Raw genomic sequence first — 13752 nt, 5'->3', positions numbered from 1 at the left:
GGGTCTCGAACGAGCCCCGTCGTGCGCCGGGCTCGCTTGCTCGATCCAAGGGTTTGCCGCCGAAGTTGTCGCTTTCGGATAAAGCGGCATCCGAGCGGGGGGCGGCGCTGATCACGATGATGTTGGTCGGCGTGCTGGCGGCAGGTCTTTTATCGATATCTTGGCTCGAATCCTTGGATCGGGAGCGTCAACTTCGCCGCCGTGACGAATATTCCTTGGCCATCGCCAAGGACGCCTTGATCGGGTATTCGGCCGCTTATCCTGATACGCGTCGTCCCGGCACCAAAAAGAAAAAAGGCCCGGGTCGCCTGCCTTGTCCCGATCTGAAAGGCGATGGCTCCGCCGATGCCGGGAAATGTCGATATCCGACCACCGCTTATCTTCCTTGGACCCAACTCGGTGTGGCGCCCCGAAGCGGCGTCGATGAGAATCGAATCGGCTATCTATGGTATGCGGTGGACGATAAATATCGCGCCGATAAAGATCAAAGAACGGTGAATATGGAGACGAAGCCCGATTCGAGGGTGGATGATCGAGATGGGGTGGTGGCGGTGATCATCGACCCCGGGACCCCGCTCGATTTTCAAGATCCATCCCGGGATAAATCGGCTCCCGAGGAGTTTCTCGAAGGGGAGAACGCCACCCCCCGAGATGGAGAATTCACCTACGGAGGGGTGATGGCTTCGAATCCCCGGCGCTTCAACGATCGGCTGGCCCTCCTGACCCATGACGAGTTGATGGATGTCGTCGCTTTGCGGGTCTTTGCGGCCTTGCGCAACTACCTGCGTCGTTATCGAGAAGCGAAATGGAACGAGGAAGGAGCCCCGCCTTGGCTCTTGCCCAAGTTGAATGAGGGTGCGGATGACGAGGGTGCCAAGAATATGCTCGCAACCGTCGGTACCCGCCGAGGATGGTTGCCGATAGCGATCGATGGATCGGAGATCGAAACCCCTTTTTCTCTTGCAGGCTCGCTCGAAGGGGCGACGATCGAGGGAAGCGTGGCCGCCGATGCCCTGAATCTTCTCGAGCAAGGGCTTTCGGTGGAGAAAGGGAAGTGCACTTGGATCTCCTTGGGCAAGGCCGATTGTGAAGGCAGTGCGCGCATGCGCCTTCCAAGCGGGGGAGTTCGGATTTATGAGATCGATATCTATTTGGAAGGGCAGGCGAAGGTGGTCGCCCCCTCGGTGAGCGATCTACGTCGGCGGGAGGTGAAAGGCACCAAGACGATAAAAGCGAATATCGAAATCACAGAGCATGGGGAGGAGCCGGCGACGGATGAAAACTTGAAGAGGAAGGGAAAGGTCCGTCTCACCAAGGATCCCGCCGAGAACGATCCCGTCGACAAGGATGAAAAAGCCCCGCTTTCGGTGAGAGGGATCGCCTTTCCTCCCTCGACCATCAAAGAGGATCCCGACGATCGACGCCTACCTTTTTGGCTGTCGGAGAACGACTGGCACCGCCTTCTATGGGTGGAAATCGCTCCCCCTTTCGTTGCCGGGGGAAGCGGAAATTGCATGAAAGGCGATTGCCTTTCGGTCACTCGGGAGTTCATCGACGGTCGGCGTCGTCATGAAGAAGGGATTGCGATGGTGTTCTTGTTGCCCGGAAGGGCGATTCCTCCCTTGAGGCGGGATAAGGAGCGCTTCGATGCGAGTCAGTGGTTCGAAGGAGAAAACGCGAATCTCTCGGATGGACACTACGAGATGCGCCTTCGCACCCCGGATTTCAACGATTACCTCGATGTGTCGGCCCCCGGTTTTTTCCGAGATGGGCGATGACTTATCCCAAATCCGATGCCCTTGCAAAGCGCAGCTTGCGTCATCGCCGCCTTAGGTGTCGATCGCGCTCGCCTCTACCTCGAAGGGGCGAGCGAGCGTTGGTCGTCGATCGCCGTTTTCGCCCGCATTCCTCGTTATCCCTTTCGATCTTCGAGATCATCGCGCCGGGATCTCGTCGCGGCCGCCAAAGGGGTTTTTCGTTGATCGAATTGGCCATTGTCATCGCCGCCATGGCCTTGATGGTCGGAGGGTTGATGGTTCCGCTTTCCGCCCAGTTGGAACGTTATCGAATGCGAGAGACCGAAATGGCCCTTGCCCAAGCGATGGAGGCCCTGCTCGGCCATGCCGCCATCCATCGTCGCTTGCCTTGCCCCGATATCGATGACGATGGGCTGGAGGATTTATCGATCGATCCGGCGAAACCCGATGCGCATCCTTGTCGCAGATTCGAAGGGGGCATTCCTTGGATGACCCTCGGGGTCAGCGGTCTCGATGGCTGGAATCGCCGGATTCGCTATCGCGGCAACGATGCCTATACCCGAAAAGAGGGAGTCCCCAATCCCCCTGCCACCATCGGCAGCCTGCTGATCCGGGATAGGGTCGGCGATGAAGACTTGGTTCGCGGCAACCCGGGCGGCCCGGCGGCGATCCTCTTTTCGTGCGGGATGAACGGCGTTCCCGATGGAGAGAACGACGGTAGAAAAGGAAAGGCGGCGGCGATCCCGCCGAACGGCTGCACCAATCCCGTTCGCCCCGCCAATGCGCGCTACGAATACGGCCCGCCGGCGCGTTCCGATAGCGGCGAGCCCGACGACATGCTGGTCTGGCTTTCAAAGTATGTCTTGCTCAATCGCCTCATCCGGGCCGGGGTCTGGCCATGAGCGGAGTTTGGCCATGAGGATGTACTTTCGATGCGCTCGTCGATGCGAGCGTTTCCATCGTCGTTCATCAGGTGTCGGCGGCCAAGTCTTTCGGATAAGCCCGCAAGGTTCGCGAAATCCGCAGGCAGGCAACAAGGAGAATCAAGGAGAGTGTCATGAGAAAGACTCGCAGCAGGGGTTTTACCATCGTCGAGATCGCCATCGTGCTCGTTGTGGTCGGTCTTCTTCTCGGAGCGGTGATGAAGGGGCAGGAGCTGATCGGCAGCGCTCGCGTACGCAATATCATCGATAGCGTTTCCGGTATCGAGGCTGCCTATTTCGGCTTCGTGGATCGCTATCGGCGGGTACCGGGGGATTGGGGGATGAAAGAGGCGTCGGTGGCGATCGGCGTTACCCTCAACGGTGGTGGCGACAACGATGGTCGCATCGACAACGAATCCAGCGATAAGTGGAAAGAACCCAATGCCCTTTGGGAGCAGTTGGCCAAGGCGGGGTTCTTGCAAGGAGAGTTCAAAGGCGGTACCGCCGAACCGAACGCCACCAACCGATTGGCGCCGCTTAATCCGTACAATCGGATCATGGTGATCGGTAGTACGGACGACTACCTCGCCGGCGGTACGGCGACGGTGCGCTTGAATCTGGTGCTAGGCCGCGGGATGCCGGTGGATATCGCGCGCGAGGTGGATGTCAAACTCGATGACGGGGCACCCGATACCGGATCGGTGCGTCTTGCCGTCAGCACCGGAGCGACCTTCGGGGAGCCGGCTCAAAGCGAGAGGAATTGCGTTGCCGACGGTGCCGACGGAGCCAAGATTTATGCCGTCTCCTCCGATAGCCAAGATTGCAATCTCGTCTATCTTTTTTAACACGATCCGGCGCCGGCGGCTTCGATTTTCAAACCGGATTTTCAAACCAAGGGCTAAGCGATATGAGCGATATCGAGCATCGAGGGACGAGCCGGCAAGATAGCGGGGGGAGCCGCCGCACGGAGGCGGTGCGGGTATTCATCGACGGGCAGGCGGGGACCACCGGTCTTCGCATCCGCGAGCTGATCGCCTCCCATGCGAATCTCGAGTTGATTGAAATCCCGGATCGATCGCGCAAGGATCCGGCGGCCAAGGACCGCTTTATCAATGAAGCGGATATCGTGATCCTTTGTCTGCCCGATGACGCCGCTCGCGAGGCGCTTACCATGATCCGCAACGAGAGGGTGCGGGTGCTCGATGCGAGCAGCGCTCACCGTACCGCCTCGAAGTGGGTCTACGGATTGCCGGAGCTATGCCCGAAACAGCGCGAGCGGATTCGACAGGGATCGAGGATCAGTAACCCCGGTTGCTATCCCACCGGTTTCATCTTGATGATTCGCCCCTTGGTCGACGCCGGTTTCTTGCCCGCCGGAGCCGCTCTTTCGTGTCATGCGATTTCCGGTTTCAGCGGCGGCGGTCGGCAGCTGATCGAGCGTTATGAGGATCGAAGCGCCCAAGCCCTCGATTCATCGAAGCCCTCGAATCGCCTCGATCGGCTATGGCCGGTCCGCCCTTATGCCCTGCATCTCGACCATAAGCATCTGCCGGAGATGGCGCTCCATGCCGGATTGGAGGCGCCACCGATCTTCTCGCCGATGGTGGGGCATTTCGCCCAAGGAATGCTGACGATGATTCCCTTGTCCGCCGGGATGCTGGCGGGCCGAGCCAAAGACGAAGGCGCGGCCCGGGTGCATGCCTGCTTGGAGGCTCGTTATCGCAACGAGCCCTGCATCCGGGTGCGCCCCCTCGGTGGCGAGGCGTATTTACAGGACGGTTTTCTCGATCCCCGACTTGATGGGCACGTCGATGGGCACGCCGATGAGCAGGGCAAGGGCGGGAATTCGATCGAGCTATTCGTATTCGGAAACGATACCCGGATCATGCTCGTCGCCCGCCTCGATAATCTCGGCAAGGGAGCGGCGGGAGCCGCCGTGCAAAATCTCAATTTGATGATCGGAGCGGGCGAATTCGAGGGGATCGATCTTTGAAATCCGCGTCCGAGACATCGATCGATTCGGGCGCATCTTCGACCGTACCCGATCAACAGCGATCCGAAGGCATCGACCTTCGAGATCCTCAACGCGCATTCGCACCCTTCTCGTCGATGTCGGGATAAAGCCGCTTTGCTTTGTTGCGGGGAATCGTTACCTTAGAAGCGATTGCTTGCCGTGAATCGTCGGATCTCGATATCGAAGTTCTTTCGCTCCATCGCATCGTAGCCAAGATGCGAAAGCATGATCCTCGAAGGGGTGTTTCGCTCCACGCGAAATCGTCCGGTTCTCAGCGACCCTTCCAAATCGGATCGCGTTTTTCGGCGAAGGCGCGAAATCCCTCCATCTGATCTTCGCTGTCGTAGAGGCGATCGACGCTCGGGAATTGGCGTTTGCCGATGCGGCTCAGGGCATCGTGGGCGCTCAAGTTTTCCACCCCGCGCAGCACTTCCTTGATCGCGGCGAAGACCAGCGGCGGTCCGCTTTCGAGCAAGCGCGCCAACTCCCGAGCCCGAGGGAGCAGATCCTCAGATTCCAAGATTTCGTTGACCAAGCCCCAGCGATGGGCCTCATGAGCATCCATCCACCGACCGGTGAACAGGAGTTCCATTGCGATATGCCAAGGGATGCGTCGGGGCAATTTGACGGTGGCGGCGTCGGCCAAGGTCCCGGCCCGGATCTCCGGCAGGGCGAAGGAGGCTTCGGTGGAGGCGAGGATCAGATCGCAAGACAAGGCGATCTCGAAGCCACCCCCCACCGCCATGCCGTTGACGGCGGCGATGACGGGCTTGTCGAGTCCCGGCAGTTCCTGCAATCCGCCGAAGCCCCCGACACCGTAGTCGCCATCCACCGCATCCCCTTGGGCCGCCGCTTTCAGATCCCACCCGGCGCTGAAGAATTTCCCTTCGGCCCCGGTGATGATCGCCACCCGCAATGCCGGATCGTCACGAAAGGCTTTGAATACCTCGCCCATCTTTCGGCTCGTCGCCAAGTCGATGGCGTTGGCCTTGGGGCGATCGATGACGACTTCCAGGATTCCGCCTTCCAGATGAGTGCGTATCGGATCGTTCATATCGAATCATCCATCGGTTCGGCGCTTCCTATCGAAAAAAGCGCATGGGCGAGCGTGCGAATCCGCAGCATCGAAGTGTCGGATCGATCGAAAACGGATGCGGATTTTCTCGAAAAAGCCCCGAATACTCAAAAGCGCCCGGATTTCGGGCTCCGGCGAGAGCGAACGAGACTTGTGGATCGAAGGTCGAAGCCGATTTTTTCCCCATCGCCGCCTTGAAGCGAGTATGGGGCCATCGGCGAGAGGAGGGTCGATTTTGGAGCCAAGACTTCGGTCTTAAGTCCCATCGGATCTGAAAATAGCCCGGATCGATTTTAAAAAGCGCGGTCCGCCCACCAAGATAAGAAGCAAAGCGGCGTAGACGGGATGTCCTTCCAAGACCGCTATCACAGCGAAGAGCAATACCCCGATGGTCCAGATCAAATTTGCCGAGCCGATAAGGTGCGCTTTGATTTCATGGGATTTTATAAGGGAGATCAATGCTTTGTTGCGAGCCTCCATATTTTTCCCGGCCATTGCAAGAATGCGCTCCGGGGCGTCTTCGAGCACCTCTTTGTAGCCGGCAAGATCCTTGGGAGACGGCATCGGATTTGAATGGTCCGCTGAAACATCGACGCCCCCGTTCTCGTCGGAAACATCGCCGGCATCGACGATCCCTTGTGTTCGGATCGAATTCGCCGGACCCCTATCCGGTATTTTTTCGGGGGTGACGCTTCGCATTTCCCGTTGCGGCACCTGCGGCATCCGAGCGATTTCTTCATCCATCTCTCCCATGGCGGTGCGCAAATCATCGCCGACTTGCTGCCAAGCTCGAGAGAAACTGTCGTTATCGATCACGATGATTTCCGAGTCATCGGGATCGCAGAGCATGTCGTCGAGATAATCGGAAAAGCGCTTGTTCTTGATCTCTTCGGTGTATTCATCCAGCGATACTTTGCGCATCTTGGACATTTTTCTCTCCTTCGATCATTGGATCCGCCGCCGAGTTCGCTCCGATACAAAGGGTGTAGTGTAGGACGAAAGTTCGCCATCACGTCCAGGCGGCGCCGGGGCTTTTCACACCCTCCTTGGCTTCGAATCCGCCTGCATCCTTTCCGAAGTAAGCGCTCACCAACCCCTCGTCTTTCGCCAGTTCTTCGCTTTGTCCGCCGGCCCGGATATGGCCGGATTCCAAGATGAGCAAGCGTTCGGCGAGGCGGATCGCGAAATTCGCATTCTGTTCGGCGATCAAGACCGTCAATCCCATTTCGTCGCGCATGCGTTGCAAGGATTGGGCGATCTCCGCGCAAATCTTCGGGGCCAGCCCGATCGTCGGTTCATCCACCAACAATAACTTGGGGGCGCTCATCAACGCCCGGCCGAGCGAAATCATTTGACGCTCCCCGCCGGAGCAAGTGGCGGCTTCCTGGCTTTCGCGCTCCGCCAACCGCGGGAAGAGGGTATGCACGCGAAGGAGGTTTTCCTCGATGGACTTGCGGGCGGTCCAAGCGCCGGTCAGCAAGTTGTCGCGCACGCTCATATAGGGAAAGAGGTTGAATCGCTCCGAGGCATAGCCGATTCCGGCGCCGACTGCAAAGGTCGGCCCCTTGCCTTGGATCGATTCCCCGGCGAGCCGGATATCGCCTCGGGTGTGCACCAATCCCATTACGCCGTCGAAGAGTGTGGATTTGCCGGCACCGTTGGCCCCGACGATGGCCACGATCTCGCCTTCCTCCACCTCGAGCGAGATATCCCAAAGGGCCTAGGCCTTGCCGTGAAAGGCGCAAAGTCGTCGGGTTGCGAAAAAGCTCATGCCTATCTTCCCAAATAGGAGTCGCGAACATCCGGATGATCGAGGATATCGTCGAGCGGCCCCTCGGCGATGACCCGCCCGCGATCGATGGCAACGGCGCGATCGATGAGAGGGGCGAGGGCCGGCAAGTCGTGGCTGACGATCAAGAAGGTGATACCTCGGGATCGAAGGTTTTGAATCACCGCCGCGATATGGTCGATCTCCCCGACCGTGAGACCGGCGAAGACCTCGTCGAGCAGCAGGATGCGGGCCCCGGCAGCCAAGGTGCGCGCCATCTCCAGTTTGCGCAGATCCCCCATTGCCAGATCCGACGCTTTTCGTTCGAGGTCGTTCTTCGCCAAGCCGACGCTCATCGCCAGCTCGCGCTCTCGAATCGGATCCGATCGATCGAAGATCATCCCCCGCAAAGAGTCGGGCATCGATCCGATGCGGATATTTTCGATCACCGAGAGATTCGCGAAGGGTCGGGGAATTTGCCAAGTGCGGCTGATCCCGCATCGAATGCGCTCGGCCACGCCGAGCGGTGAAATATCCTTGCCGAAGAGATCGATCCGACCCGAATCGGGGCGCAGCTCGCCCATGATCAGGCCGATGATCGTGGTCTTGCCCGCGCCGTTGGGGCCGATCAGCCCGACCGACTCTCCGTCATCGATCGCCAAGGAGAGACCGTCGATCGCCACGAGCCCGCCGAAACGCTTGCCGAGATCGCTGATGCCCAAGGCGATCGTCATCGATCCTCATCCGCTTCGGGAATCGCCGAACAAGCGGACCCGCACGCGCTCGATGATCGCAAGGATCCCGGCGGGCTGGTACATATAAAGCAAAAGAGCGACCAGGCCGTAAACGAAATAGCGCTCCGCGCCGGGTAGCAGGGGGCGCAGCCATTCCAATAAAAAGGTCAAAAAGAAGGCCCCGAGGATCGGACCGATCACGGTGCCCGATCCCCCGATCAGGGCGGCGGCGAGGATGGTGAAGAGAAAAGTGATATCGAAGAGGGCTCGAGGAGCGATCGATCCCAGATAGTGGGTGTAGAAAGCCCCGCCGAGCCCGGCGATGAATGCACTGGCGAGGAAGGCGAAGCTCTTGAGACGGGTCGGAGAAAGGCCCGCCCCTTGCACCGCGCCCTCGTCCATGCCGATGGCCGAAAGAGCGAGTCCCAATCGCGTTCGCATCAGCATCCAAGCCGTCAAAGCGATCGTCAACATCAGCCCGGTGGAGAGGTAATAGCCATTCGAGGCGCCGCGGGTCAGGGTCGGCAGGCCGGACATGCCGCGGGTGCCGCCGGTGATATCGGGTCGGATCACCTGCACCAGCTGGTAGCACAGCTCCATCAAGGCCAAGGTCACCAAGGCGAAATAGCTGCCGCGAAGGCGCAGCGCGGGCAAGAGCACGATCAACCCCCCGACCATCGTTACCAGCACCGCGGCGGGGATCGATATCTCCATGGGCACGTCGAAGCGTTTGGTCAAGATGGCCGTGGTATAGGCCCCGATGCCGATGAGAAAGGGTTGTCCGAAGCTGATATAGCCGGTGCGACCCGAGAGCACATCCCAACTGATGGCGAAGATCGCCAAGTAGTTGGCGAGTATCAGCGTTCGCAGGATGCCGCTGCCCACCAGCGAAGGGAGAACGAACAGACCTGCGGCGGCGATCGCCCAAAGCGCGAGATGATGTCTGCCGATATCCATTCAAATCTCTTCCCGGCCGAATAACCCTCGGGGGCGAAACAACAAAGCGACGATGATCAATCCCATGGTGAAGACCCCTCGCAATTCGGGGGCGATCAAGGTGGTGACGATCACCTCCATGAAACCGATGATATGAGCCACGGCCAAGGTGCCCATGATCGATCCGATCCCGCCGACGATGACCACCGCAACGGAGATGATCAGAGGCGTTACCCACATCGAGGGCGAGAGCTGGGTATAGCCTGCGAAGAACACCCCTGCGAGGGCTCCGAGCCCCCCGGAGATGCTCCAAACGATGATGTCGATTCGATTGGAATCGATGCCGCAGATCGCCGCCCCTTTGGGATCCATCGAAACCGCTTGCATCGCCCGGCCGGTATGCGACAGGCGGATGAAGGCGTAAAGGGAAAGCAAGATGATCCAGCTGGCGCAGGTCGCAACCAGAATGCTCCAAGCGATCGGAGTGTCGGCGATGCGAACCACCCCGGGCACCAAGGGATGGGGGATCTTCGAGCTGCTGCCGAAGATCAACACGATGGCAGCCTGCAAGATGACGGCCAGGATCAGGGTCGCGATCTCGACCGCGATTCGGTCTCCCTTGAGGGGGCGCACGATCAAGCGGTAGATCGCGATGCCCATACCGGCACCCAAAAAGACGGCCAAGGCGACCCCGATGATTTTGGGCAGGCCGATGATTTGTCCGATCCAGAAAAAAGCGTAGCCCCCGGCCATCAAATAGCTGCCGTGGGCCAGATTGAGGATCCGGCCGATACCGAAGATCAAGGTGAAGCCGACCGCGATCAGGGCGTAAAGGCCGCTGAGCAAAAAGCCCTGGATCAGGATTTGGAGGAGCATGCCCTAAGGCCGCCGAGGCAAGATGGTCGATATCGCGCGCTCGATGCCGGGCCTCGGGGGGCCGAGACGACCCCCCGAGCGGATATCGATCACTTCACCCAGCTGGGCAAGGCGAATTCGCCGGTTGCGTATTTCTTCGGATAGATCACCGCAGTGGTGCCGTCTTCGTACCACTGGATCACGACCATCGAGGGAGAGGCCTCGTCGTAAGGCTCGGTGATATCGAAGCGGATGTTATGCGGGTATTTGCGTCCGGTTCTCGGCTCCACCTCGTCGTCGCCCCAAAATCCGTAGCGAAGCCAGAGTTGACCGTCGAGCTCCAACACCAGATCTTGCTGTTTCATATTGGAAGCCCAAGCATCGACATCATCGAATCCCCCGGCGGCTTCGGCGGCGGCCATCGCCTGTTTGACCCCGTGATAGGCGTTGAAGCCGTTGAAATGGGGCATCACCGGACGGTCCTTGTATCGGGCTCGATAGGTGTCGACGAAGGCTTGGCTGACCGGATCGAGTTTGAAGCCGACCGAGGGGACGGGCGAGAGGGTCGACATCCCGCCCCCGGCGCCGCCGGTATCCTCCCAGTAGTCGGCGCCCATGGCCGATACATTGACCCCGGTCATCGCCATCGGCACTTGCAGTTTGACGTATTGCGAGGAAACCACCTGCGAGTTGACCGAACTGACGAGGTAGATGAAGTCGGCCCCTGAGTTTTGCGCCTTGGAGAAGATCGGGGCGAAGTCGACGGTGGCGATGTCGTATTTGATGATCTCCTTGACCTCGATCCCCGCCTCCGGGGCCAGCGCATCGGTCACCAAGCCGGTGATCGCGCCGCCGAAAGCCGTATCCTCGGCGAGGATCACCACGCTGTTCCAGCCCATTTGGCCTTTGAGCACATCCTTGCCGAAGTCGATATAAAGGGTGGCCAGAGCCTCGTCGGAAGCGATATTCATGAAATAGGGCATCATCGCTTCGGGATCCTCGATCACCATATCGATGATGCCGATATAGGATGTCCATGTATCCAAGGTCGGAATGCGATATTCGCGCATGCGCGGGATCCAGCCCAAGGAGACATCGTCGATCGATCCGGAGACGATGAAATCGACCTCCTCGCTCTCGGCGAGGTATTCGTAGGCCTTGATGCCCTCGGTGACATCCTCGCCGGTATCGGCGGGGATCAGGACGATCTTCTGCCCGCCGAGCACGCCGCCCGAGGCGTTGAGTTCGTCGACGGCGATTTCGGCGCCGCGCAGGGTCGATCGTCCGGTATCCGACGAGAGCGAGCCGATGAATCCCACCTTGATATCGGCGGCGGCTTGGTGGGCGGTGAATGCGGCGGCAAGAAGAGCCGCCGTGAAGAACCGTGTGCCCGAAAACCGGATGCCCAAAAACCGGATGCCCGGCGAAGTGGCGCTTTTCATATCCTCAATCTCCTGTTTTTTCTCGGGGTGTTCGGTGTTTCGGGTCGAGATCGTCGAGATCGTCTCGTCCGCGCCAAACCCGATGGTCGATCGCCGATGGTCGATCGGAAGAGCCCTCTTGGGGATCGAAGCCTGCCTGCGAGATCCATCGAGCGCCTCGATTAAGACGGATCATCTTACGATCGACGGCTCGTGGATCAGGGCATCGACATCGATCTCGACCACCAGTTCCGGCTGCGAGAGTCCGGCGACGACGGCGGTCAACACGGGATCGATGCCGCGAAAGACCTCCCCGTGGGCGCGGATGAATTCCGAGGCGTGCGACATGTCGGCCAAGTAGCAGCGCACCCGAGCGACATGGGACAGTTCCGCCCCGACCTGCGAAAGCGCCTGCTCGATACGCCGCAGAATATAGCGGGTCTGGGCGTAGCAATCCCCGGGGGCGTGGATGCGTCCCGAGGGCTCGATGGCCGCGGTGCCCGCCACCCAGACATGAGGCCCGATACGCTTGACCCGGCTGTAAGCTCCGATCTCCTCGAAGCGCCCGCCGGATTTTTCGCTCGCCACCATCATGACGGCGGCTCCTTAACCTATGCCTTCGCAGCGCCGACGGATCGCGGCCGCGGCGGCCTTCAATCGCTCTCGTTCACGATCGTCGAGCGGCAACTCGACGATATCGACAAGCCCCTTGCTTCCCAAGTGCGCCGGAACCCCGACCGCCACCCCCTCGATCCCGTATTCCCCGGCGAGCATGACCGATACCGGCACCGCGCCGTGGCGCGCCCCGCGCAGGTGATCCAAGATCTCGATCGTGGCGTGGGCGGGAGCGATGGTCGCCGAGCCGGTTTTTTTGAGCGCCACGATCTCCCCGCCACCGTTGATCGCCTTATGGATACAGGATTCTATTTCCGCAGGAGAAAGGAAGGCGTCGAGGCTTCGTCCGCGAATCCGGGCGAGGCTGATGATCGGGATCATCTCCCGACCGTGACTGCCAAGAGCGATGGCGTCGATATCGCCCGCATCGACCCTCGCCGCTTGCGCCAGCGCTTGGCGCAGCCTCGCGGAGTCCAATGTCCCGGACATGCCGAGGACCCGCTCGCGCTCGAAGCCCGTGGCTCGCAGCATTTCAAGGGTCATCTCGTCGAGCGGGTTGGTGATGACGATCACCACCGCGCGAGGAGCCAGCGTGCGAATCGCATTGGCCGCCTGCCGGATGACCCGAGCGTTGACCGCGGCCAGCTCCGATCGCTCCATCCCCGGTCGTCGGCTGCGACCGGCGCTCATGACCACCACATCCGCCCCGTCGAGAAGATCCAAGGATTCGCCGCCGACGAACGAAGCGGCGTTGCCGCCCATACCCCCGGCGTGCTCCAGATCCAAGGCCAAAGCCGCGGCCAGTCCCGGGGAAATATCGATCAGCGCTATTTCCTCGGCCATCCCCCGCATGGCCGCGATCTGCGCGATATTGGCTCCGACTCCGCCGGCGCCGACGAGGGCGAGCTTGGCAAATCGCCGGACGCCTTTCATTCCGCCGACGAATCCTTTGGTACTTTCGCCTGCAAGAGGGTCGCCTTGCCGATCGCTTCCAATCCCGGTCCATCTCGCCGATCGTCGCCAAAGGGCTCGCTGCAAGACGAGATGCCCTTCGGCCTCGGGCGCCGGCGCCCGCTCGATGGGCCCCTGAACGAGGCGAATCCCCAATCGCTCGGCGCTCTCCTTGGCCAAGGCGGTGACGATATCGCCGCGCAGGATCTCGATCGTTCGTCGCCCCCGTCGACGGGCATCCTCGACGCTCTCGACCCCGATGACCCGCCTTCCTCCCATCAGCCGCTTTTTCCTTGGACCCCTTCGACGGCTCGCACCGCACCCTCGACCCCGGCCTTGACGGAGTTCTCCGAGCCCGAAATGAAGAGCCGTCCATAGCGCCCGACGGCGCGGACTTCCACGATATCGATTTCGGCCGCTTTCTCGGCTTCGTTGGCCCCGATCGAGATATAGGCCGCCGGGGCGCACTCGACGATCCCCAGAGTCCGCCCGGGCACGAGCAGTGCGCCTTGGCGCCATTTATTGATGAGCTGCGCTTGGTAGGGTTCGACGCCGGTGATGATTCGGGTCGAGCTGATGGCCGGTTTCGTTCGATCGAAAAGCGAGGACTCGAGAGCCTCGAGCATCGCATCCCGGGCGGCGCAGACTTCGGCATTCGAAGGCGAGCGCAGGATGAAGAACCCGAATTCCCGTTCCACCAGTT

General features: G+C 60.4%; 14 protein-coding genes. 4 read left to right on the top strand and 10 right to left on the bottom strand.

Translation table 11 applies throughout. The features are described 5' to 3' along the window. Nucleotides 1–53 precede the first annotated feature (53 nt). The 4 genes from BF99_RS0108560 (at nt 54) to argC (ending at nt 4673) form a co-directional block, all read left to right on the top strand. The gene (locus tag BF99_RS0108560) at nt 54–1778 is read left to right on the top strand and encodes a hypothetical protein (protein ID WP_156013232.1); all 1725 of its coding nucleotides are present in this window, start codon (nt 54–56) and stop codon (nt 1776–1778) included. Further along, nucleotides 1775–2659 (top strand): type II secretion system protein, encoded by an 885-nt coding sequence (locus BF99_RS21925; protein ID WP_025770531.1) that lies wholly within the window; start codon nt 1775–1777, stop codon nt 2657–2659. Before BF99_RS0108560 ends, BF99_RS21925 begins: the two co-directional genes overlap by 4 nt. Nucleotides 2660–2814: 155 nt before the next feature. After that, nucleotides 2815–3525 carry a prepilin-type N-terminal cleavage/methylation domain-containing protein gene (locus BF99_RS0108545; RefSeq protein WP_025770530.1) on the top strand — a complete coding sequence of 237 codons (711 nt, stop codon included), beginning with the start codon at nt 2815–2817 and terminating at the stop codon, nt 3523–3525. Between the two features lie 62 nt (nt 3526–3587). Further along, complete coding sequence (argC, locus tag BF99_RS0108540; protein WP_025770529.1) at nt 3588–4673, top strand: N-acetyl-gamma-glutamyl-phosphate reductase; 1086 nt, start codon at nt 3588–3590, stop codon at nt 4671–4673. A gap of 292 nt (nt 4674–4965) precedes the next feature. Here argC and BF99_RS0108525 read toward each other — a convergent pair whose 3' ends face one another. From BF99_RS0108525 to BF99_RS0108465, 10 genes are all read right to left on the bottom strand, one after another. Then, entirely contained in the window at nt 4966–5748 is a 783-nt protein-coding gene (locus BF99_RS0108525; RefSeq protein WP_025770528.1) for a carnitinyl-CoA dehydratase, read from the bottom strand. A 276-nt stretch (nt 5749–6024) separates the two neighbouring features. Then, nucleotides 6025–6699: a DUF2335 domain-containing protein gene (locus tag BF99_RS0108515; protein WP_025770526.1), complete on the bottom strand. Its 675-nt coding sequence runs from the start codon at nt 6697–6699 to the stop codon at nt 6025–6027. A gap of 79 nt (nt 6700–6778) precedes the next feature. Then, the gene (locus BF99_RS20540; protein WP_081759180.1) at nt 6779–7477 is read right to left on the bottom strand and encodes an ABC transporter ATP-binding protein; all 699 of its coding nucleotides are present in this window, start codon (nt 7475–7477) and stop codon (nt 6779–6781) included. Between the two features lie 65 nt (nt 7478–7542). Continuing rightward, on the bottom strand, nt 7543–8271 hold the full coding sequence (locus BF99_RS0108505) for an ABC transporter ATP-binding protein (RefSeq protein WP_038097838.1): 729 nt from the start codon (nt 8269–8271) through the stop codon (nt 7543–7545). Between the two features lie 6 nt (nt 8272–8277). Then, complete coding sequence (locus BF99_RS0108500) at nt 8278–9228, bottom strand: branched-chain amino acid ABC transporter permease (RefSeq protein ID WP_025770524.1); 951 nt, start codon at nt 9226–9228, stop codon at nt 8278–8280. Beyond that, complete coding sequence (locus tag BF99_RS0108495; RefSeq protein WP_025770523.1) at nt 9229–10083, bottom strand: branched-chain amino acid ABC transporter permease; 855 nt, start codon at nt 10081–10083, stop codon at nt 9229–9231. Nucleotides 10084–10172: 89 nt separating this feature from the next. Then, nucleotides 10173–11504, bottom strand: coding sequence for an ABC transporter substrate-binding protein (locus BF99_RS0108485; protein WP_025770522.1), 1332 nt, complete (start codon nt 11502–11504; stop codon nt 10173–10175). Nucleotides 11505–11675: 171 nt separating this feature from the next. Then, nucleotides 11676–12077: a Rid family hydrolase gene (locus BF99_RS0108475; protein WP_025770521.1), complete on the bottom strand. Its 402-nt coding sequence runs from the start codon at nt 12075–12077 to the stop codon at nt 11676–11678. A gap of 12 nt (nt 12078–12089) precedes the next feature. Beyond that, nucleotides 12090–13328 (bottom strand): malate dehydrogenase, encoded by a 1239-nt coding sequence (locus tag BF99_RS20535; protein WP_025770520.1) that lies wholly within the window; start codon nt 13326–13328, stop codon nt 12090–12092. Next, the coding region (locus BF99_RS0108465; protein ID WP_025770519.1) for a BMC domain-containing protein at nt 13328–13752 on the bottom strand (425 nt) is incomplete at its 5' end. The genes BF99_RS20535 and BF99_RS0108465, both read right to left, overlap by 1 nt.

It is taken from the genome of Thioalkalivibrio sp. HK1, assembly GCA_000583135.1.
Classification (GTDB): domain Bacteria; phylum Pseudomonadota; class Gammaproteobacteria; order HK1; family HK1; genus HK1.
Note: the sequence above shows the minus strand (reverse complement) of the source record. Positions and strands in the feature narration are given on the sequence as shown.

Coding starts and splice junctions, on each gene's coding strand:
- BF99_RS21925 (WP_025770531.1), top strand. CDS start 1,775: ATGACTTATCCCAAATCCGATGCCCTTGCAAAGCGCAGCTTGCGTCAT.
- BF99_RS0108545 (WP_025770530.1), top strand. CDS start 2,815: ATGAGAAAGACTCGCAGCAGGGGTTTTACCATCGTCGAGATCGCCATC.
- argC (WP_025770529.1), top strand. CDS start 3,588: ATGAGCGATATCGAGCATCGAGGGACGAGCCGGCAAGATAGCGGGGGG.
- BF99_RS0108525 (WP_025770528.1), bottom strand. CDS start 5,748: ATGAACGATCCGATACGCACTCATCTGGAAGGCGGAATCCTGGAAGTC.
- BF99_RS0108515 (WP_025770526.1), bottom strand. CDS start 6,699: ATGTCCAAGATGCGCAAAGTATCGCTGGATGAATACACCGAAGAGATC.
- BF99_RS0108505 (WP_038097838.1), bottom strand. CDS start 8,271: ATGACGATCGCCTTGGGCATCAGCGATCTCGGCAAGCGTTTCGGCGGG.
- BF99_RS0108500 (WP_025770524.1), bottom strand. CDS start 9,228: ATGGATATCGGCAGACATCATCTCGCGCTTTGGGCGATCGCCGCCGCA.
- BF99_RS0108495 (WP_025770523.1), bottom strand. CDS start 10,083: ATGCTCCTCCAAATCCTGATCCAGGGCTTTTTGCTCAGCGGCCTTTAC.
- BF99_RS0108485 (WP_025770522.1), bottom strand. CDS start 11,504: ATGAAAAGCGCCACTTCGCCGGGCATCCGGTTTTTGGGCATCCGGTTT.
- BF99_RS0108475 (WP_025770521.1), bottom strand. CDS start 12,077: ATGATGGTGGCGAGCGAAAAATCCGGCGGGCGCTTCGAGGAGATCGGA.
- BF99_RS20535 (WP_025770520.1), bottom strand. CDS start 13,328: ATGGGAGGAAGGCGGGTCATCGGGGTCGAGAGCGTCGAGGATGCCCGT.